Origin of the sequence: Cyclobacterium sp. SYSU L10401 (assembly GCF_010993705.1) — a bacterium.
In the GTDB taxonomy this organism is placed as follows: Bacteria; Bacteroidota; Bacteroidia; order Cytophagales; family Cyclobacteriaceae; genus Cyclobacterium.
The window spans coordinates 317,131-338,922 of sequence record NZ_WOFO01000006.1; the positions used below are offsets into that span (position 1 = coordinate 317,131).

General features: G+C 43.8%; 13 protein-coding genes. 11 read left to right on the forward strand and 2 right to left on the reverse strand.

Going from position 1 to position 21,792, the window contains the following annotated elements; genetic code table 11:
* Nucleotides 1-146: 146 nt before the first annotated feature.
* The 6 genes from GL182_RS15960 to GL182_RS15985 all read left to right on the forward strand — a co-directional run bounded on the left by GL182_RS15960 (nucleotide 147) and on the right by GL182_RS15985 (nucleotide 11,365).
* The gene (locus GL182_RS15960; RefSeq protein WP_163380772.1) at nucleotides 147-4,952 is read left to right on the forward strand and encodes a RecQ family ATP-dependent DNA helicase; all 4,806 of its coding nucleotides are present in this window, start codon (nucleotides 147-149) and stop codon (nucleotides 4,950-4,952) included.
* 36 nt (nucleotides 4,953-4,988) lie between these two features.
* Nucleotides 4,989-6,074: a nickel-binding protein gene (locus tag GL182_RS15965; protein ID WP_163380773.1), complete on the forward strand. Its 1,086-nt coding sequence runs from the start codon at nucleotides 4,989-4,991 to the stop codon at nucleotides 6,072-6,074.
* Nucleotides 6,075-6,190: 116 nt separating this feature from the next.
* Nucleotides 6,191-6,577 carry a group I truncated hemoglobin gene (locus GL182_RS15970; RefSeq protein WP_163380774.1) on the forward strand — a complete coding sequence of 129 codons (387 nt, stop codon included), beginning with the start codon at nucleotides 6,191-6,193 and terminating at the stop codon, nucleotides 6,575-6,577.
* Between the two features lie 259 nt (nucleotides 6,578-6,836).
* On the forward strand, nucleotides 6,837-8,264 hold the full coding sequence (locus GL182_RS15975; RefSeq protein WP_163380775.1) for an SDR family oxidoreductase: 1,428 nt from the start codon (nucleotides 6,837-6,839) through the stop codon (nucleotides 8,262-8,264).
* Between the two features lie 184 nt (nucleotides 8,265-8,448).
* Nucleotides 8,449-9,228: an SDR family NAD(P)-dependent oxidoreductase gene (locus GL182_RS15980; protein ID WP_163380776.1), complete on the forward strand. Its 780-nt coding sequence runs from the start codon at nucleotides 8,449-8,451 to the stop codon at nucleotides 9,226-9,228.
* 211 nt (nucleotides 9,229-9,439) lie between these two features.
* Nucleotides 9,440-11,365 carry a methyltransferase domain-containing protein gene (locus tag GL182_RS15985; protein WP_163380777.1) on the forward strand — a complete coding sequence of 642 codons (1,926 nt, stop codon included), beginning with the start codon at nucleotides 9,440-9,442 and terminating at the stop codon, nucleotides 11,363-11,365.
* A gap of 3 nt (nucleotides 11,366-11,368) precedes the next feature.
* Here the strand turns inward: GL182_RS15985 and GL182_RS15990 are convergent, their stop codons facing one another.
* Complete coding sequence (locus tag GL182_RS15990; RefSeq protein WP_240469854.1) at nucleotides 11,369-13,468, reverse strand: S9 family peptidase; 2,100 nt, start codon at nucleotides 13,466-13,468, stop codon at nucleotides 11,369-11,371.
* An 11-nt stretch (nucleotides 13,469-13,479) separates the two neighbouring features.
* Nucleotides 13,480-14,787: a D-alanyl-D-alanine carboxypeptidase gene (locus tag GL182_RS15995; protein ID WP_163380778.1), complete on the reverse strand. Its 1,308-nt coding sequence runs from the start codon at nucleotides 14,785-14,787 to the stop codon at nucleotides 13,480-13,482.
* 391 nt (nucleotides 14,788-15,178) lie between these two features.
* Here GL182_RS15995 and GL182_RS16000 point away from each other — a divergent pair, with 391 nt between their 5' ends.
* From GL182_RS16000 to GL182_RS16020, 5 genes are all read left to right on the forward strand, one after another.
* On the forward strand, nucleotides 15,179-17,116 hold the full coding sequence (locus GL182_RS16000; RefSeq protein ID WP_240469855.1) for a pyrroloquinoline quinone-dependent dehydrogenase: 1,938 nt from the start codon (nucleotides 15,179-15,181) through the stop codon (nucleotides 17,114-17,116).
* A 558-nt stretch (nucleotides 17,117-17,674) separates the two neighbouring features.
* Complete coding sequence (locus GL182_RS16005) at nucleotides 17,675-18,640, forward strand: DUF4249 family protein (RefSeq protein ID WP_163380779.1); 966 nt, start codon at nucleotides 17,675-17,677, stop codon at nucleotides 18,638-18,640.
* Nucleotides 18,627-21,023, forward strand: a complete 2,397-nt coding sequence (locus GL182_RS16010; protein ID WP_163380780.1) for a TonB-dependent receptor — start codon at nucleotides 18,627-18,629, stop codon at nucleotides 21,021-21,023. Before GL182_RS16005 ends, GL182_RS16010 begins: the two co-directional genes overlap by 14 nt.
* 4 nt (nucleotides 21,024-21,027) lie before the next feature.
* A complete protein-coding gene (locus tag GL182_RS16015; RefSeq protein ID WP_163380781.1) occupies nucleotides 21,028-21,471 on the forward strand; it encodes a hypothetical protein in 444 nt (147 codons plus the stop codon).
* 196 nt (nucleotides 21,472-21,667) lie between these two features.
* A partial coding sequence (locus GL182_RS16020; RefSeq protein WP_163380782.1) for a DUF2281 domain-containing protein occupies nucleotides 21,668-21,792 on the forward strand: 125 nt, incomplete at its 3' end.

A 21,792-nucleotide genomic window follows, 5' to 3' on the forward strand; every position in this document is an offset into this window, starting at 1 on the left:
TTCGTCATTTTCCCTGTACCTTCAACGAAAATTACTTTAAAACACCTAATTTTATTCCACTTTTTTTTATACTTGGAAAATCATTCTAATTATCCGGAGGGCATGAAACGTAGGCCAGTCCAATAAACACTTTTCCCTTGTAATGAATGGAACCGATCACTTTTATAGATGCTGAAATTGATCCTGTAACCCATAAAATATTTGATTTGGGGGCAGTTGATGAAAAAGGTGCCTTATTTCATGATCCTTCCATTAATGCCTTTATTTCATTTATTCAAAATTCCAGATTCATCTGTGGCCATAATATCTTCAAACACGACATTGCCTACTTCAAAAAAGCAGGCTACCTTTCCTGGCTGAAAGAAGATCGGGTAATCGATACCCTTTACTTTTCACCTTTATTATTTCCATCCAGGCCCTATCATGCTTTGCTCAAAGATGATAAGCTGCAGACAGACGAGCTGAACAACCCCTTAAGTGATGCCCTGAAAGCAAAGGACCTTTTTTATTACGAAGTTACTGCTTTCCAAAAACTGGACCCCTTAATTCAGGAACTGTATTTCTTGTTGTTAAAGGATCAAAAATATTTTGCAGCGTTCTTTCACTTCGTTTCCTTCAGCAAGCAAGATAATGATGTTGAAAAAATAATCCGGCAGGTTTGCTATTCAAAAATTTGTGAAAATAGCAGCCTTATAAAGTTAATTTCGGAGTACCCCATCGAATTGGCTTATTGTCTGGCACTGATACAGGCAAAAAACAGATTTTCGATCACGCCCCCATGGGTACTTAAAAATTATCCGGAGGTACATCGAATCATGTTCTTACTCAGAAGTAAACCATGTCTGAGGGGTTGTGCCTACTGCGACCAATCTTTGGATATCCATCGGGGCCTAAAGAGGTATTTTGGATATGATAGCTACCGAAAGTTCGGGGGAGAGCCCTTGCAGGAAAGGGCAGTTCAAGCAGCAATTGACAATAAGTCCATCCTCGCTGTGTTTCCTACCGGTGGGGGAAAATCCATTACTTTTCAGGTTCCTGCATTGATGTCAGGAGAAAGCACCAAGGGCTTGACGGTGGTCATATCACCCCTGCAATCCCTGATGAAAGATCAGGTGGATAATTTGGATAAATCCGGCATAACCGAAGCAGTGACCATCAATGGTCTATTGGATCCTATCGAAAGGGCCAATTCCTTTGAGCGTGTGGAGGATGGTTCTGCCTCACTTCTGTACATTTCTCCGGAATCCCTTCGCTCCAAAACGATCGAACGGCTACTCCTGGGAAGGAACGTGGTGCGCTTTGTCATAGATGAAGCCCACTGCTTTTCTTCCTGGGGCCAGGACTTTCGGGTAGACTATTTGTATATCGGTGATTTTATCAAAAACCTCCAGGACAAAAAATACCTGGAGGATGGTATACCCGTTTCCTGTTTTACGGCTACGGCAAAACGGCAGGTCATTCAGGATATTCGTGATTATTTCCGGGAAAAACTGTCTCTGGACCTCGTTTTGTTTCAATCCCATGCTTCGCGGACCAATCTTCACTACAAGGTATATCCCAGGCAAAGTGAAGAAGAAAAATACCAAACGCTCAGGGATCTAATTGAAGAGAAAAATTGTCCGACCATTGTCTACGTTGCCCGTACCCGAAGGGCTTATTTATTGGCGCAAAGGCTTAGCGAGGATGGCTTTTCTGCCCGTCCCTACCATGGGAGAATGGAAAAAACAGAGAAATCGGCCAATCAGGATGCGTTCATCAGGGGAGAGATTCCCACAATGGTGGCAACCTCTGCCTTCGGGATGGGAGTAGATAAAAAGGATGTGGGCATGGTGATTCATTACGACATTTCTGATTCCCTGGAAAATTATGTGCAAGAAGCCGGTCGGGCGGGGAGAGATGAGCAAATAACAGCTGATTGTTATGTTTTATTTGATGAGGATGATTTGAGCAAACATTTCATTCTGCTCAATCAAACAAAACTTAGCCTGAAGGAAATACAGCAAATATGGAAAGCCATCAAGGACATCACCCGGTTCCGTTCCGTTGCCTCCCAATCTGCACTGGAAATTGCCAGGAAGGCTGGCTGGGATGATAACATTCGCGAATTGGAAACCAGGGTTACCACTGCCATAGCAGCCCTGGAAGATGCCGGCTATCTCAAAAGGGGCCAAAATATGCCCCGGATATTTGCCAATAGCATCCTTTCCAAAAATGCCAACGAGGCCATTGAAAAGATCAATGCTTCAGACAGATTCCGGGAAAAGGAAAAGGAGGGAGGGATACGCATCATCAAAAAGTTGTTTTCCAGTAAAAGCAGAAAAGAAAGCCAGGACGAAGTAGGTGAATCGAGAGTTGATTATATTTCCGAACATTTGGGCATTGTAAAGGAGGAAGTAATCAATATCATCAACCTGCTTCGGGAAGAAAACATTCTGGCCGATGCTAAGGATCTTCAGGCTTTCATCAAAAAAGGGGAGAATAAAAACCGTTCTCTGGACATTTTGGAATCTTTCGGAAAGCTGGAGAATTTCTTGTTGGATGAATTGGAGGAAACCGAAAAAACCTTTCACCTGAAGGCATTGAATGAAGGTGCTGAAGCAGCGGAAATCAAAGATGTTTCTCTTCAGAAAATAAAAACAATTCTGAATTTCTGGGTGATCAAGCACTGGATAAAAAAGAAGCAACACTATACTTCCAAAAATCACCTTGCCCTCATTTGCATACAGTCGGTAGAAGTTCTAAAAGATAAATTGAAGCAGCGGCATGAGCTCAGCAGGTTCATTATTGATTACCTGTTTGACAAAAGCAATCTGGCTGTGGAAAAAGGCCCAAAAGAAGGGCAGGAGACATTGGTGGAGTTTTCTGTACAGGAATTGAAAAGGCAATTTGAAACTGCCCCGAGTCTTTTTCATAAAGAGGTTTCCAGTTTAGAGGTGGAAGATGCCCTGTTTTATCTTTCCAGAATTGAGGCCATAAAAATTGAGGGGGGCTTTTTGGTGATTTACAACCGGCTGAATATCGAACGACTGGAGCAGGACAATAAAAGACGTTACAAAATCGAAGATTATCAAAAACTGCAAAATTTTTACCAAAGCAAAATAGAGCAAATCCACATTGTAGGCGAGTATGCCAAAAAAATGATAGTGGATTACAAAGATGCACTGCAGTTTGTTGAAGATTATTTTCAACTGAATTACCCCATCTTTTTGCAGAAGTATTTCAAGGGAAGCAGGCAGAAGGAGATCAAAAAAAACATCACTCCAGCCAAATTCCGGCAACTTTTTGGACAGCTTTCCCCTTCCCAACTGAGCATCATAAATGACAATAAAAACCAATATATTGCGGTAACCGCAGGCCCCGGAAGCGGCAAAACCAGGGTATTGGTGCACAAACTGGCCTCCCTGGTACTCATGGAAGACATAAAGTACGATCAGCTGTTGATGTTGACTTTTTCAAGAGCAGCAGCCACAGAGTTTAAGCAAAGACTTTTTGACCTGCTCGGAAATGCAGCCAATTATATCGCCATCAAAACCTTCCATTCCTTTTGCTTTGACCTTTTGGGAAAGGTGGGAAACCTGGAAAAATCCGACCAGATCCTCCCATTGACGGTTAATAAAATTAAAAAAGGAGAGGTGGAGCCCAGTGGGATAAGTAAAGCCGTTTTGGTGATTGATGAAGCTCAGGACATGGATAAGGATGAATTTGCCTTGATTCAGGCCCTGATGGAAGAAAATGAAGAAATGAGGGTGATCGCTGTGGGAGACGATGACCAAAACATCTACGAATTCCGGGGCTCAAGCGGAAAATATCTTGAAAATTTTATCAAGTCCAAAATGGCTGCTCAATATGAATTGATTGAAAACTACCGGAGCAAACCCAATCTGGTGGCATTCACCAATGCATTCGTCAAAAAAATACAAGTCCGGTTGAAGCAGACACCAATTATAGCGACGCAATCTGATCCCGGGAAAATTCAACTGGTTAAATACCAAAGCGATCAACTGGTACTTCCTTTGGCAAATGCCCTTCAGGAAATGGGATTGTCTGGAAGCACTTGCGTCTTGACAAGGACCAATGAGGAAGCCCTTCAAATAGCGGGCTCACTGACCAACAACGGAATTCCATGCAGGCTTATTCAGAGCAATGAAGGCTTTGATTTATACCAGCTTTTTGAAATCAGGCATTTCTTTGACCTGTTGGATTTAAGGGATGACACTTTTCTTATCGATGATCAGACATGGGGCGAGGCCAAAAGGACTTGGGATAAAAAATTCAGCTCAAGTGCTAAGTTTTCTATCATAAAGCAACTGTTCCATGATTTTGAAAGAAGCCATCCGGTAAAAAAATACTTATCCGATCTGTTGGTTTTCATCCGGGAATCCAGATTAGAGGATTTCTACAAGGAGTATGGGGATGTAATTTTTGTTTCCACCATTCACAAAGCGAAAGGAAAAGAGTTTGACCATGTATTTTTGATGCTGTCAAATTTCAATCCCCGGACAGACGCCATGAAGCGGCTGCTGTATGTGGCCATGACCCGTGCGAAAAATTTTCTTGGGGTACTCCTGAACGCGGACTTTCTGGACGACATTCATGTAGAAAGATTGGAAAAAATCAATGATCCCAGTATTTATGGCCCACCAAAAAAATTGTCCATGCAATTGTCATTCAAAGATGTTTGGCTGGATTATTACCTAAAGCGACAAAATTTGCTGGTAAAGCTGCAGAGTGGTGACCCGCTCCGGGTAAATGGGAATCAATGTTTGAATTCGGCAGGGAAACCCGTATTGACCTTTTCCAAATTGTTTGTTGCCCAATTGGAAAACCTGGCCAAAATGGGTTACCTACTGGATTCCGGAAAGGTAAATCACCTGGTCTACTGGAAAAAGGAAGGCTTGGAAAATGAAGCCCTGATTATTTTACCTGAATTGATTTTGATAAAAGCAAATTAATATTAATATGGTGTTTTGAACCAAATCTGATGCGATATGCCAATTTTCATGGATCGTCATGACATACCGGGAGTTTCAGCAGAAGATGTGGCAGAAGCCCATCAAAAAGACTTGTTGATACAGGAAAAGTATGATTGCAGGGCATTGACTTATTGGTTTGATGAAGAAAAGGGCATGGCCTTTTGTTTAATTGAGGCTCCGAATAAACAGGCGGTGCAAAATCTCCATGATCGTGCCCATGGGTTAATTCCCAATCAGGTAATAGAAGTTGAACCAGATTTGGTAGCATCATTTTTGGGTAGAATAGAGGATCCCGTTAAAAAGGGGTTATCCAGATCCGGTATCATCAATGATCCTGCATTCAGGTGCGTAATGGTCATATTTATAGATGGATCAGCGATTTTTGAGTTTGGTCATCACATAGTTAACATCAAAACAAAAATCCGAAACGAGTTTAAACGGCACATGGGTCTGGAGGTAATTCCGGAGGGTGACGGCTTTTTGGCCTCTTTTGAATCCATAGATGATGCTGTGCGCTGCGGATTATTTTTCCAGGACTACTTTGATTCATCCAAAATTTCCATCAAAAATCCATTGCAAATAGGTTTGGCAGCTGGAATGCCAGTATCAAGTGATAAGAAATTTTTTGGGCCTACCATAAAATTGGCAAAAAGATTAGGGATGATGGCCAAACCTGGTCAAGTCATTTCTTCTGCAATTGTAGGTGAGCGGTTTGCCGGTAAGGCTGTCGACTTTAACAGCCGGCCTGAAGGCAATATTGTAACGCTAAACCCTGAGCAGGAGGAATTTTTTAATCTGTTCATGGAAATCCTTGAGGAGGATGGCTGTGACGCCGAATTTGGTATCAATGCTTTTGCCAAAAAGGCAGGAATGAGTAAGTCCAAGCTATACCGAAAAATTACAGGCCTTACCGGTTATTCGCCCAATGATTTCATCAAAGAATACCGATTGAAAATGGCTGTAAGGTTCATCAAAAAACAAGATAGTAATATTTCTGAAATTGCTTATGCATCCGGTTTTAGCAGTCTTTCCTATTTTTCAAGGTGCTTCCAGGACAGGTTTGGAATTCTTCCTTCCATTTACGCCAATGCCATTGCCTGAAGCCAACGAAAGATGAATCAGGATTGAAAATTTTTGAATGAAATGTTTTAAATCCCTTACTGCTATCCCTTTACATTTGATTCAAAATGAAATTTATAACAAAACCCAATGTAATCATGGATACAGTAGCACAGAAAACATTGTATGAAAGGCTGGGAGGAAAAAAAGGAATTACCTCACTGGTGAATGATATTGTAGAAGCCCATATGCAAAATCCGGTCATTAAGGTAAGGTTCCTTCCCTACAAGGAAGACCCGGAAAACCTGGAAAAAATCAAAGGTCACCTGGTAGACTTTTTCTCTGCTGGAAGTGGGGGAAATGTTGCCTACAATGGCCGGGATATGGAAACTACCCACAAAGGAATGAATATCAGTGAGGAAGAGTATATGGCAGCAACAGATGATATTATGAACACGTTGGAGAAGCATGGTATTGATGAAGAATCCCAAAAGGATGTGCTAGCAATTGCCTATTCCCTGAAAGATCAGATTATGAGGCTTTGATTTGCTTATAATCCTGGAAAAATCAAAAAGCGAGATTAGCTATGGCTTTGGTTAACAGTAATTTTCAACCAAAGCCATTTTTTTTTGGGAAGATCTTTTTTTACCTTTAATGGCGGATTATATTAATTTGATCATTAATAAAGGCTAATTATTGTTTAAAACAACGATTGGGTTTTACAATTTCCAGACCAAACAAAAGACACTATCTTTTGTTGAAGGTTGATAACAAGAGCATCAATAAAAATCAAGAAAAAACAATTTGAAAATACTATTAACAGGTGCAACCGGTTACATTGCCCAACGTTTACTGCCCGTGTTGCTACAGGAGGGCCATCAGGTAATTTGTTGTGTCCGGGACGCAAACAGGTTTAATGCCACCCAATTTCCTACTGCCAATCTATCTGTGGTGGAGGTTGATTTTTTAGCCGAAAAAACCCTTCAAAATATCCCCGATGACATCGATCTGGCTTATTACCTTATCCATTCCATGTCTGCTCAAAATGGGAAATTTGAAGAAATGGAGGCCACTTGTGCCATCAACTTTAAAAAACGGGTTCAGGAGACCAAAGCGGAACAGGTCATTTACCTGAGTGGTATTGTGAATGATGAGGAGTTGTCCAAACATTTATCTTCCCGGAAAAACGTTGAAGAGATTTTATCGGATGCCAGTTTTGCGCTTACCACTTTAAAAGCAGGGATTATTGTAGGGTCCGGCAGTGCTTCTTTTGAAATCATCCGGGACCTGGTGGAGAAATTGCCGGTAATGATTGCTCCCCAATGGCTGAAAACAAAATGCCAACCCATTGCCATAAGGAATGTCGTAGAATTTTTAAAAGGGGTTATCCATAGAAAAGAAACCTACAACCAGAGTTTTGATATTGGGGGACCGGACATCCTCAATTACAAAGAGATGTTGTTGCGTTTTGCGAAAATCCGGGGCTTGAAGCGAAGGATTGGGATTGTGCCTGTCATGACCCCGAAAATTTCATCCTACTGGTTGTATTTTGTTACCTCTACCTCATTTGCCCTGGCTCAGAATCTGGTCAATAGCATGAAGATCGAGGTGATTTGTAGCCCTAATGACCTGGACAAAACCCTGGGTATACAACTCATTGGCTATGATGATGCCATCAGGCTGGCCTTCGATAAAATAGAACAAAATCAGGTCCTTTCCAGCTGGAAGGATGCCCAAACCTCTAATCTGCTGCATAAAGGCCTGACCCAGTACATGGAGGTACCGGTAAACGGTTGCTATGTGGAAGTCCGCAGACTGTCCATTGAAAATGAAGAGCAGGTCTTAAAAAATATTTGGAAAATCGGTGGCAAGCAGGGATGGTATTATGGCAATTGGCTTTGGGAAATCAGGGGCTTTCTGGACCAATTGGCCGGTGGTGTGGGCATGCGAAGGGGCAGAAAGAGCGATACCGAAATAGCGGCCGGTGAGGCCCTGGATTTCTGGCGGGTGCTTATTGCCAGCAAAGAACAAAAAAGACTGCTGCTTTATGCAGAAATGAAACTGCCTGGGGAAGCCTGGCTGGAATTTAAAATTGTGAAAGACGAGTTGGTTCAGACAGCTACATTTAGGCCTTTGGGTTTACTGGGGAGGCTTTATTGGTATTCCGTATTCCCATTTCATGGGTTTATCTTTGGGGGAATGATCAGAAATATCATCAAATACAGCCCCTAAGCTAAAGGCCTATTGATAATTTCGATTATCTGAATAGGAATAGACTTTTAAATTTTGGCTTCTTTTCGGTTCCAATACACCTGCATCTAGCTTTTAGTATTCAATTTTTCTTTCGAAAAAAGAATGATTCTCCCGTTTTAAGGGGTAAATTCAAAAGGTAATAAATTTCTGACAATCAGACCTTATGAAAAAAACAGCCTTGATCACCGGTGCATCGGATGGCATTGGTTTGGAACTCGCAAAAATTCATGCTTCCAAAGGAGATGACCTGGTCCTGGTGGCAAGAACCATATCGAAATTAAATGAACTTAAGTCCGAGCTGGAAAGTGGGTTCGGCATGAAGGTCTATACCATCCAAAAAGACCTGTCAGTCCCCAATGCTGCCAGGGAAGTGTACGATGAAGTGGCAAAAAAGAACATATCTATTCAGTACCTGATCAATAATGCCGGGTTTGGTGATTTTGGATTTTTTCACGAAAGTGACTGGGAGAAGCAAGCACAGATGATAAACCTGAATATCATGGCCTTGACCCAATTCACCAAGCTTTACCTTGTGGATATGATTCGGCAGGGAGGAGGTAAGATCATGAATGTGGCTTCCACAGCTGCTTTCCAGCCAGGTCCGCTGATGGCCGTTTATTTTGCCACGAAGGCTTATGTGCTCCATTTTTCTGAAGCCATCAATAACGAAGTGAAAGAGAAAGGCATCACGGTAACTACTCTTTGCCCCGGTCCTACAGAGAGCGGATTTAAAGCAGGGGCAGAAATGGAAGAGAGCCGTCTAATGAAAGGGAAGAAACTACCATCCTCCAAGGAAGTCGCTCATTTTGGGTACCACAAAATGATGCAGGGTAAAGCAGTGGCCATTCATGGTTTGAAGAATTTCATTTTATCGAATTCGGTACGATTTGCACCCCGATCCCTTTCCGTTAAAATCGCCAGATCAGTGATCAAAGAAAGTTAGTTGAAATGGGTTTAGTTTTCATTTTTTAGGGATTTAATCCGGGTTCAAAAAGAACTGTTGAATAGAGTTAAATAATTCTATGGCTAATGAAAGATTGTGGGCTATTTTTCATCCATTTTTTTTGAAAAAACGTTCATCCCTTCGATTTGACAATTATATTTTCAAAAGAAAAAAGGTTGTAAGAGAAACCAAAAAGTAGCGAAAAATAAGCATGAAAACAAAAACCCCCTTGAAAAAGGGCTCAACAGAAAGGACCGGAAAAACCATGGGTCCCGTAAAAAATCTGGAGTATCACTTGCACCCCGAATGGTGGAAGCGGATTTTTAATGCCACCTACTTGAAAACAGATGCGGATGTGGTGGAAGATGAAAACATCACCAAATCCGAGATCGACCTTTTCCATGAATTGCTGGACATCAAAGAAGGCAATAGTCTCCTGGACCTGGCCTGTGGGCAAGGCAGGCACCTGCTGGAACTTACCAATCGGGGCTCCTACCAACTCTTTGGATTGGACCGCTCCAGGTACCTGACCCAAAGGGCCAAGACCATCGCCAGAAGAAAGGGGGTTTCCATAAATTTTAAAGAAGGAGATGCCCGAAAACTACCCTATGCCAACGACTCCTTCGATTATGTTACCATACTGGGAAATAGTTTTGGTTATTTTGAAACATCCGAAGATGATTTGAAAATCCTAAAAGAAGTGTTCAGGGTATTGAAGCCAGGAGGTCGCCTGTTAATGGATGTAGCAGATGGCTCTTTTCTGAGAGATAACTTTACCCCCAGAAGTTGGGAATGGATTGACAAAAAGCATTTTGTCTGCCGGGAGCGTTCTTTGGCCACCGACAACGAAAGACTCATTTCCAGAGAGGTGGTCACCAACACGGAAAAAGGCGTAATTGTAGATCAGTTTTACGCTGAAAGACTTTATACCAGGGAGATTCTGGCGGACCTGACTGGGAAAGTCGGGTTTAAAGACCTCGCTTTCCATGGAAACCTGGAAGTAGAGTCCCTTCGCAACCAGGACCTGGGCATGATGGCCAATCGTTTTATCCTTACCACCACGGCAAAAAAGGAATGGTCTCCAAAAAAGAAGAAAAAGGACATTAAAAACGTAGTTGTCGTAATGGGTGACCCCGGTTTAAATGATGTGATCAAGCCTGATGCAAAATTTGATAGTGATGATTTTGAAACCATAGAGAAACTCAAAATCGGCTTGAGTAAAATGGACAATTACAAATTCAGCTACTTGAACAACCACCAGAGCCTGGTTGCTGATTTGCAAAAACATAAGGATAGAATCGATCTGGTTTTCAACCTCTGCGACGAAGGATTTGGCAATGATGCCAGAAAGGAGCTCCATATTCCTGCATTGCTGGAAATGATGAATTTGCCGTATACCGGATCCAATCCACAAACGCTGGCCTATTGTTATGATAAATCCCTGATCCGCGGCATTGCCACAGAAATCGGCGTACCGGTGGCCAACGCCTTTGTCATCACGGCAGAGGACAACCTCTTTGAGCTGAATATTCCTTTTCCAGTAATCGCCAAGCCCAATTTCGGCGATTCCAGTTTCGGTATTACTCAGAAAAATGTGGCCAATTCAATAGAGGAATTGGCCGATGCTATTCTCCGGATCCGGGAGCAATTCGGTTATGATAAACCGATATTGGTAGAGGAATTTCTTACCGGTGCAGAAGTTTCAGTTGGCATTATTGGCAATCCGGATAATTACACCATCCTCCCCATTATCGAGGAAGACTACTCTGAATTGCCCGAAGGCTTACCGAAAATATGCGGTTATGAAGCCAAATGGCTGACAGACTCTCCTTACATGCAAACGCTGAGGTCCATCCGGGCCTCCTTGCCGCTGGCATTGGAACAGGAGTTGATCAATCACAGTTTGAAATTGTTTCAACGCCTGGATTGTAAAGACTACTGCCGTTTCGATTGGCGGCTCAACAGTTTAAATGAACCCAAAATGCTGGAAGTAAATCCCAATCCCGGCTGGTGCTGGGACGGACACCTGGCCAAAATGAGTAGCATTGGTGGTATGGATTACACCCAGATGCTGGAAGCCATATTGAATGCGGCCGATACCCGTTACCATCCAATAAATGAGCCGCAGCTGCCCTAATGATTAAGGTTGCAGGTTTTTGTGGAGGAAGTTAACGGTCGCCTCATTCACCTGGACCATGTTCGAAAACTTCATCCAATGGTGCGTATCTCCCGGGATGACCAGATAATCATAGGCTTTTCCCAGTTCATCAAACCTGCGGACCAGGTCTGCGCTGTGGTAAAAACCCACGTTTCGGTCATCGTCCGAATGAATAAACAAAACTGGGGAAGTCCATTGATCCAAATCGGCAATTGGGGATGATTCCCAGGCGATTTGTTTGGCCTCTGCGTAGTCCGGTGCCACTTCAACGCCCTCTGGCAGCTCATACCTGTGATCCATGTCGTGCACGCCGCTGATGTCTACGCCCACCTTGAATAAACCGGAATCCCTGGCCAAAGCCATGGCGGTGAGGTAACCCCCATAAGAACCCCCATAGATGCCGATTCGCTCCGGGTCTACCTGCTCCAGACCGGCCAGGTACTCTCCGGCTGCTTTGATGTCCTGGTACTCGGCAGCGCCCTGGTAATAGGTGCCGGAGGGGCGGTGGAACTCATAGCCATAGCCAATACCCAGTCGGTAATTTACCGACAATACCACAAATCCCATTTCTGCCAGTTTTTGGTTGATGGCATAGGTATTGGAATAATAATCCATATAGCTCCAACCCAGCAACATCTGTCGTTGGGGTCCCCCGTGAACGAAGACCACGGCTGGTTTTGCTGCCGTATTTTCTACCGGTTCAAACAGCTGACCATAGACGGTGGTGCCATCAGCCGCAGGGAATTGCACATGCTTTGGGCTGATCAGCTCAGCCCCTGGGAAATCATCGGGAATCATTTCTTCTCCCAGCAAGCTGATCTCCCCATCTCTAAGGATTGCCGGTAGCAGGGGGCGCTTTGGCGTAGCGGAGAGGAAGGCGATTTCATCATTCAGCCCTGTAAAAACAGGATAAGCCTCAATGCCCTCTCCTGCGGTTTTCCAGTCAAAAGTGCCTGTCGTCAAATCAACCGTAGCCAAATGCCTTCTGTCCAGATCATCCTGCAAATTTCCCCCATTGGCAGCAAAAACCAGGCTTTGTCCATCCGGGTGTAAGCTGAGTTGCTCCACCATAAATTCCCCTGGAGTAAGCAAAGTGGAGGTGTTGGTTTGAAGGTCCCGGGAATAAAGGTGCGGCCAACCGTCCTCATAGGACAGGTACACCAATTGCTCCTGGTTTGGCCAATGCAGGTTGAATCCTCCCTGGGTGGAAGGTGCCGATCCCCGGAGGGTTTCCGGGGCTTTCCATTGCTTTTCTGCTTTTCCTGTTTGAACATCTCCTATCCAAATTTCCCAGGGCACATGCCTTTTTTCCAATAAAGGCAACGCAGCTCCCGAACCGCCCAAGGTCCGTACAAATGCAATGGATGTTCCATCCGGTGACCACCTTGGAGATTGGTCTTTTTGAAAAGAAGGTGCCAGCCATGTTATTGGTTTCTTGGGATCACTATAAATACCGATCAGGGCATGTGTTCCTCTGTTGGCGACGAAGGCTAATTGTCGCCCATCCGGTGAAAAGCTGAGTTCTCCCAGCGAACCCCTGTTTTGAACAATCGCCTTTGGTGCAGTATCCTCATCCAGGTCCTTGGCCCAAATTTCACCGTTTTTGATAAAGGCCAATTGATGGCCCGCTCCCCAGACAGGATAGTCCCCAGAAGTTAATATTTCAGTTTTTCCCGAGGCCAGTTCAATGGTCCATATTTCTACGCTGGTCATTTGGGGCAGATTTTGGGTATTCACGGGTTTGGAGGCATTGCCACCGCCATGGTCCCCGCCACGGACAAATACCAGGTACTGACCATCCCGGCTGAATTGGAGGCTGCTGATTTCCTGACCATCGTCTTCCAGAAAATCGGTTATGCGCCTGGGCTGATATTCAGGTGGCGCTGCAACATACACGTTTCGTTTACCCTGCTCATTCATGGCCCAGGCGATGCTGGATTGGGTAGCGTTGGCCGTAAGACCTGAGGGAAAGGAGAATTTGGAGACCTCCAGGGTACTGAATTCCTGTGCCATTCCTGGATATAAGGGCAGTAAAATGCCAATCAGGACGGCTATCGAAAGAAACATTTTAAGTCTGAGCATGGCAGGGAGTCTTAATAATTGGAATGGATGAAATACAGTATTTTTTGCAGTTCCTCTTTTTGTACATTGGAGCTGCCGGTATAATTGTTAAAAAAAGTACTGAAGATTAGCGTTTTACCGCTTTTGGTAATCAGGTAGCCGCTGAGTGCGGAACTCATGCTTAAGGTGCCGGTCTTGGCATAAATAAAGGCCGGCTCTCCCGGATCGGCCGGATACCAATTCCGTATGGTGCCGGATTCCCCACCTGCCGGGAAGTAAGCCTTGATTTTTTCCATGGGCACCTCTTTCAGGACTTTATCCAGCAGTTTTATTACGGATCGGGGGGTAAACATGTTTTGCGGGGAAAGGCCCGATCCATCTACCCACTGTGGCTCGTCCGGAAGGTCCTGCAGCAGGCTGTCTTTGGCATAATCGATTGCACCAGCCATGTCGATGGAATCAAAAAGGGCATCCGAAACCATTACCATCAGCTGTTCCGCCAGGAAGTTATCACTGATTTTCATCATCTGGGCATAGATGGAATCTGCTTTGGCCGTAGGTAGTTTTTGGGGTTTCAGGCCGGTAATGGCCTGTTCATGGATCAGGGTAATTTTGCGACCCACGGCTTCCTGCAGCAGGTTTTTGGCCAGGTGGGGAGAGGTAATAAAGGGCTTGTCCGTTTCAAAGGTCAAATCAGGCGCTTCCGGATTCAGGGCATAGAAATAAATGTTTTGCCCTATATCCCGTTGAATGGCATAGTTTTCAGGAACGGTTTCGGTTTGCCGTGAAAGGGGTAAAAAAGGAGAATTGGGATAGGCTTTGGCGAGCGGATCCCCTGCTTGTTTGGAGTAACGCAGCACATTGCCATAAACAGGCAAACTGGAGCGCTCAGCAGCAAAATAATAGGGGTACCAGTTCCAGGTCCATCCTCGCCCATACGGGGAAATCTGATCAAAGTTATCCACCATAAACAAGTCTTCCGGCCTTTTTTGCAAAAAATGAATGACGGTACTGTCCTGTAGGTCCGGATGGAGCAGGGAAGGGTCGCCGGTTCCCCAGAATAGCAGGGAGTCTCCTTTTTCCATGTAGTTTAGCCCGTTGACCCGGTCGTCTCCCAGGACCTTGTAGCTGGTATAAAAGGTAAAGATCTTCGTATTGGAGGCCGGGATGAAGTACTTTTTCTCATTCAGGTTGACCAACGTTTTTTCCTTTACGGGATCATAGAGCATAAAGCCCATGTGCCCCTTTTCAAAGACTTCAGAGTCGTAGACGGATTTTTTTATTTTTTGTACCGTACAGGAACAGAACAGGAGGAGTAATAGCCAGTAGGTTTGCTTCATGGTTTAAATTTAAGCTTGGTTGAGTGATAAAAAAGGGAATGGTTAAGAAATGTAGTTGTTTTTAATTCTAGTTTAAAAAAAACCACTTTTATTTTTATGGGTTTGGCTTTCCTAAGGTACTATGAAAAATTCTTTATGGCCATTTATTTTGGCAACAAAGACTAGTCTTAAGAACGCTTCCCCAATCTTATCCCAAACCGGTGAAAAAACAGCTGTATCATTGATTTTTTTAAATCAAGCGAAATATTGGCTGTTTATCTTATACAAAAAAAAGAAATGAATCCTCAGGTTTTTCACGCGATAATCTTACTTGTAGGGGCTTATTATAACACATTGTCATTGTTTTAAATCGTGGAAAATGATTATTTTTCTGAAAGTAATGCCAAACTACATGAAGACAATTGGATGCCTGATAATATTGCTTTCCCTGATACAGCCTGATGCTGTTTTTGGACAGGGAAATGACCGGGAATGGCCAGCCTATGGAGGGGATCCGGGAGGCATGCGGCATGCAGCCCTTTCCCGGATAACCCCAGAAAATGTCAAGCAGCTGAAGGTGGCCTGGACCTACCGTACCGGTGAACTGGAATACTACCGAAACAATGATGCAGCAGAAAAAGCCGCGTTTGAAGCCACTCCTCTAATGGTGGAGGGGGTTTTGTATCTCAGTACCCCCAGTAATAGGGTCATTGCGCTGGATGCTGCAACCGGTGTCGAAAAGTGGACATTCGACCCGGAAGTGAACCTGAAAGACGATTATTCAGAAATCACTTCCAGGGGGGTATCCACCTGGCCGGGACCGGATGTAGCAAGGAAAGATTTGGAACGGAGAATCTACCTGGCCACCATCGATGGCCGATTGATTGCCTTATCGGCGGCAACCGGCAAGCCCATTTCTGATTTCGGCAAAAATTGCTCCATTGACCTGCGAAAGGGTATCGGCCCCATCAGCGTAACCTCACCTCCTGCAATCATTGGTAACACCCTTATTACCGGCTCTTCCATGGGAGATAACCAACGGCTGGATTATGAACGAGGAGTGGTGAGGGCTTATGATGTAATGAGCGGAAAGTTGAAATGGAGTTGGGACCCCATACCCAGAACGGCAGGAGATCCGGCAAAAGCGACCTGGATCGGAAAAAAGACAGCCCAGACCGGAGCCGCCAACGCCTGGTCCATTCTTTCGGTTGATCCGGCAAGGGACCTGGTGTTTATCCCTACCACGAGTCCCAGTCCGGATTATTACGGGGGAGAACGCATTGGTAAGAATGAATACGCCAGCTCAATCGTAGCCCTCCGTGCCAGTACGGGTGAGCTGGTCTGGCATTTCCAGACCGTTCACCACGATCTCTGGGATTACGACAACGCTGCCCAACCGGCTTTGATATCGGTAAAGCGGGATGGTGTGGAGGTTCCTGCAGTGGCGGTCGGTACCAAGATGGGACATATTTTCCTTTTGCACCGGGAGACCGGAAAGCCCTTATTTCCGGTCGAAGAACGGCCCGTTCCGCTGAGCCAGGTGCCCGGAGAGCAGGCCTATCCTACCCAGCCCTTTCCGGTTATGCCCGGTCCGGTAGGCCCACAGCGCATCGGTACAGCGGATGCCTGGGGATTAACGGAAGCCGATAGGGAAATTGCAGAAAGGCGAATCGCATCCTTAAGGAATGAAGGACCATTTACGCCTCCGAGCCTTCAGGGTACGATGGTGGCCCCCTCCAATGCCGGTGGAGTGCATTGGGGAGGGGTCTCCTACGATCCGGCCCGAAATCTGCTGATCACCAACATCAACCGCCTGGTAGCTGTTGTCCGCCTGATCCCCCGTGAAGACCTGCAAGAGGAGGAAAGTAAAAACGAGGCCCTGTTGCGGGCAGAAACAGGACTTCAGGAGGGCACGCCCTATGTGCTGAAACGAGATTATCTGTTTACAAGAAATGAGCAAGGATTGAAAATGCAGACAAAACCGCCCTGGGGAACCTTGCTGGCCATTGACATGAATTCGGGTGAACTCAAATGGGAAGTGCCCCTGGGTTTTATGTACGACCCTCAAACCTATCCGGAGGCACTGAATTGGGGTTCTATTAACTTCGGAGGTGCCTTGACCACAGCTGGCGGACTTACTTTTGTAGCCGCCTCACTGGATGGTTTTTTCAGGGCCTTTGATACAGAAACCGGTGAGTTGCTATGGCAAAGCCAGCTTCCCGCCGGTGGCCAATCAACGCCCATGTCCTATCAGCTGGCTGGAAAACAATATGTGGTGATTTCAGCCGGAGGGCATGGCAAGCTGGGTACTCCGCTGGGGGATTATGTAGTGGCGTATGCCTTGGAGTAAGTGATGCTGAATGTAGGTGCAATCTCACCTGGTAGTAATGAAGGAGAGGAAACCGCCGATAGCACAGGTCAACACAGATCAATCAATGATAATGGGCCGAAAAACCTGTAAAATCCATGTAAATCGTTGGCGATAAGCAGTAACACCACGATATGGGCCAATAAGGTAAGGCTAGTAACCCAAAATCGGTTTTACCATTGAGATTAGCCCGGCCATTGTAAAGGGCCTTTTTGGTCCGTATTTTCTGTTTACAATTTCGAAAATAGTTGGGCGAAGTTACAAGGTTCGTCCATCGAGAGCTGTATCATTGATTTTTTTAGTCAAGCGAAATATGGGCTGTCTATCTTATCCCAAAAAAGAATCCCTTAAGGCTCAGAAAAACCTTGTCGAGATTTTTAGAATAAAGACTATTTTTAAAGATCCATTATTTCGAAATCCCGATTTTACATAAAATTAGACTGAATAAACTGTATTTTTTTTATTTAAAACAAAGAATGAATTAAAATACTGGCTACCTATTATATTTTAACTAAAAAAGATTTTATATTAAAACTTTAATTGACATTAATCTTAGTTTTGATGTTTATGAGGAGGTTTGTTTTCTACTTTACAATAAGCTTCTTGTTTTCGGGCTGTATCACCGATTATGAGCTGAAGTATCTAGATAATCGTGAGAAAGCATACAGCATTAGTAGCCTGATTAGGCCGGAGGAACCAGCCGAGCTGTATTTGACCAGGGTTGGAGATGTAGGTGATCTGTCTCCAATTACCGATCCGGAAGCTTTCAAAGTATGGATTGCCTGGAATTCAAATGGAGAAAGAAATTCCGATACCCTTGCTTATTCCGATGGACGCTTTATCGGTAGTCATTTGCTTCAACATTCCTTGGAATATTCCTTATCCGTAAAAACCCCGGATGAAAAAATAATTAGTGCCAAAACTGTTATACCCCCGCCAGTGGCCCCATTTGGTGTTCACCTACAATTTCCAGCCGGATTCATTCAATTAGAAAACGTAACCGGGCCCTTTAGCCGGTTTAAGCTGACGTTACCGAATGTTTCATCGGGGATAACCTATTACGAATCCATGGTCATAGAAGTCCGGGAAAATAATGGCATAAATACCTATAGAATTATAAAGAGTCTGAACGGTGATACAGAGGTGCTTTCTGAAAACCTACCATCCAACTACCTTCCTTATTTTCTATTTCAATCTGGTTCAAAAGAGGAGGAGCTTGTGCTCAATTTTGATGCTATTCAGGGCAATGCCTTATTAAGTGATTTCCTGTTTCGCCTCACATCGGTCTCTGAGGATTACTTTTTATATAAAAAATCCTTATATCGCCATTTAGATGCGCTGGAGTTCAGCAGTGAAATGGAGGCATCATCCCTTTTTTTCCCAGACATATTCAAACAAATTCAAACGGTTCATTCTAATATTGAAGGCGGAGTTGGAATCTTTGCGGGTTACAACCCAACGGATTATCCAGTAACCTGTAACCTATCGGACTATGCTTGCATTTAAAAAATGTGGGCTATTTGTGGCCTTTCTTCTTCTGACTTTAGTGTGCCTTGCCCAGGATTCTGTGGTGGAAGGTAGGGTATTAGATTCGGAAAGTGGAGAGGCTTTGATAGGTGCTACCATATATGCTTCAAATTCAAATACCGGAACGTACAGCAACGACTTCGGATACTTTAAATTGCGTCGAACACAACAGCAAGAAATGGTCATTCGGGTGAGTTTTGTAGGCTATGAGTCGAAAGAACTAAAATGGGATGATATAGATAATGGGGATGTCGTGATAGTAAATTTAGAACCTTTGAAGCTCGATGAGTTTGTGGTTCAATCTGAACTGTTAATAGCAACGAAGTCAGGGACCGAAATTACGATCAATCACCCTTCAGAGCTTTTTCTGCCAACACTAAAACCGGAGATTGATATCATCAATGTAATTCAGCAGCAACCTGGTGTACAACGTACCCTGGAGGGATCAACCGGATACTCAGTGCGTGGTGGTAATCCCGATCAAAACCTGGTGGTTATGGACGGGATTCCTGTCTATAATTCCGGGCATTTCGGTGGATTTGTATCGATTTTTGATCCATTTACCGTTAGTAAAATGACCTTTTACAAGGGAGGTTTCCCTGCAAAGTTTGGAGGAAGGGCTTCCTCAGTACTTGATGTTCACCTTAAGCAGGGCAACCTCAATTCTTTTCACGGCGAATTTAAGTTCGGGCCATTATTTAGCAAACTATCGATAGAGGGTCCGATTGAAAAGGATCGGTCATCGTTTCTATTGTCTTTCCGTAGGTCTAATATGGATTTGTTATTAAACGGTGCTTATCTGTTCAGTAGACCCGAACAACGTTATGGGCTTAAATTTCATGACCTTACCTTAAAGGTAAGCCATCGTTTTGATGATAGGAATACCATTTATTTTTCATTTTACCAGGGCAGGGATAGAATTTCGGAACGAAATGAAAGGACCCATTTTTCAGGAGAGCAGCTATCCGAATTTTCCTTTCAACGCGATAATTCCTGGGGTAACCTTTTCGCCAACCTCAGGATGGGAAGCGAATTGGGATCAAAGCTCCACCTCAACACTTCGGTTGCTATTTCAAGTTTTGACTATGATTATGCCAGACAAGACCATACCATTCGGGACGGGAATACCTTCGCCAAAAACACCAATACCCATCAGGTCCATGTAAAAGATTACCTGATTAAAACGGAGCTTGCATACCTACTAGGGAAAAGGACGCAATTGGATTTCGGAGGGCAACTGATCATTCATGATTTTATGCCTGTGGATGCTTATGGGTATCGATTTGAAGAATTCGGTCTCGGTGAAACAAATACAAAGACGGAGGTTAGGCTTAATGCATTTGAAGCTTTTGGCTATGTACAGGCATCCATTCAAAACAGCAAAGGAACGGTGCGCTTTAAACCAGGTTTGAGATTTGGCATGTATTCAATAGAATCCACCAATTTCTATTCTTTACAGCCACGTTTATTATTTACTTATCAGTTAAAAGAGGATCTGGGAATTCAAGTTGACTATAGTAAATCATTTCAGCCGGTTCATTCCCTAAATTCTTCCGGAACCTCCCTGACTCCCGATATATGGGTACCTGCTACCCGCAGGTTGGCACCTGTAGAAAGTCATACCTCCTCGCTGTCAATTACCCAAAATAAAGAAAATTGGACCATCAGCGGGGGAACCTACTATAGAGATTTTAGCAACCTGGTAGAAATGGACAGAAATAACGGTTTTGCCGTTGCGAAAGAAGATTGGGAATCCGCCATATTGGGTGCCGGAAAAGGAACTGCCTATGGTTTTGAAATTAGTGGTGACAGGCGGTATCGAAAAATTAAAATCTCTGGCAACTATACCTTCAGCAGATCCTTTAGGGAATTCGATGCCATCAATAATGGAGAAAGTTTCCCCTTTAATTTTGATAGACCCCATTCATTTAACTTGGCGGCCAACTTGAGGATTACCGAAAAGTCAAGCTTGTCATTTTTTGGAGAAATTCAGTCCGGTCAACCATTTACCGTATCCAGCCAAAGTAATTATGCGATCACCAATGCAATTTTTAGTAAGGATTTGCAAGCCTCCAATTCCAATTGGGGATTGGACACAGCCTATCCCGTGTTTTTCCAGGAAACCCTTTTGCCCGAAAAAGTCAATGGTTTTAGAATGCCAGTCTATCATCGAATGGACCTGGCATTCGCCAATAGGAAGCGATGGAAAAACGGTATTCTAAGGGAATGGAATTTCTCCATTTACAATGTTTTAAACCGGAAAAATGCTTACTTTATTTACTTAAATACCAATAATGGCAACTTTGAACAATTTACACTCATGCCCTTTTTGCCCTCATTCAGCTATAATTTAAAATTCTGATCTCATGAAAAAGGTGCGTTTCCAATCCCTGATTCTTTCGGTCCCCATACTTTTAATATGCCTATCAGGTTGTAAAGAAGATATAGAACCTACGGTGATGAAAAACCCGGATTTAATAGTTTTCCCTTCCGAAGAGAGGCAACATGCTATTGTGGGACAGATTATCAATTTTGAGGTGCTCTTATCGGGGGAAGGAGCCACGTTTACCTCCCTAAATGTCATTCAATCATATGGGTCAAATAATGAAGTCTTCGAACTCATTGACAATCCTTCCTCAGAATTATTGTCTCCCCCTCTTAGTGAAACATTTGATTTTGAGGCTTCCCAGAGTATGGCAGGAAAAGATGTAAGCTTAACTTTTATATACCAAAATACCCAAAGTACAAATTCAGGTGGGACGATCCAGAATTCAGGACAGAAAGTAATAAAAATAATGGTTTCGGAATAATATGAGTCAATACAGACCATTTTTTGAGTGACCAAATAAAGTCTCGGTTTTAAATCAATTAAAAATTTGAAATGCTGGAAAAAATCCCCCAGCCCTCCGCCACGACGGAGGTATTTGGACTCGTATCCTAATTTACTCTTTTTCGTAATGAATTTAGCTCCTTAAATTTTATAGAATAAATTGTTAAATTAGAGGAATGGATAATTCAACCCTACATAGCAAAATTAATTCTCTTCCTGAAAACCTAAAAAAGGAGGTTCAGGATTTTGTGGATTTTCTTCTAACTAAAACAAAAATGGAGGATGAAAAAAAGGTTCGTGT

Bases quoted from the DNA above. Each gene is read 5' to 3' on its own strand.
- GL182_RS15980 (WP_163380776.1), top strand. From the start codon at position 8,449: ATGAAAAAAACAGCCTTGATCACCGGTGCATCGGATGGCATTGGTTTG.
- GL182_RS15965 (WP_163380773.1), top strand. From the start codon at position 4,989: ATGCCAATTTTCATGGATCGTCATGACATACCGGGAGTTTCAGCAGAA.
- GL182_RS15970 (WP_163380774.1), top strand. From the start codon at position 6,191: ATGGATACAGTAGCACAGAAAACATTGTATGAAAGGCTGGGAGGAAAA.
- GL182_RS16015 (WP_163380781.1), top strand. From the start codon at position 21,028: ATGAAAAAGGTGCGTTTCCAATCCCTGATTCTTTCGGTCCCCATACTT.
- GL182_RS15995 (WP_163380778.1), bottom strand. From the start codon at position 14,787: ATGAAGCAAACCTACTGGCTATTACTCCTCCTGTTCTGTTCCTGTACG.
- GL182_RS15990 (WP_240469854.1), bottom strand. From the start codon at position 13,468: ATGCTCAGACTTAAAATGTTTCTTTCGATAGCCGTCCTGATTGGCATT.
- GL182_RS16000 (WP_240469855.1), top strand. From the start codon at position 15,179: ATGAAGACAATTGGATGCCTGATAATATTGCTTTCCCTGATACAGCCT.
- GL182_RS15985 (WP_163380777.1), top strand. From the start codon at position 9,440: ATGAAAACAAAAACCCCCTTGAAAAAGGGCTCAACAGAAAGGACCGGA.
- GL182_RS16010 (WP_163380780.1), top strand. From the start codon at position 18,627: ATGCTTGCATTTAAAAAATGTGGGCTATTTGTGGCCTTTCTTCTTCTG.
- GL182_RS15960 (WP_163380772.1), top strand. From the start codon at position 147: ATGGAACCGATCACTTTTATAGATGCTGAAATTGATCCTGTAACCCAT.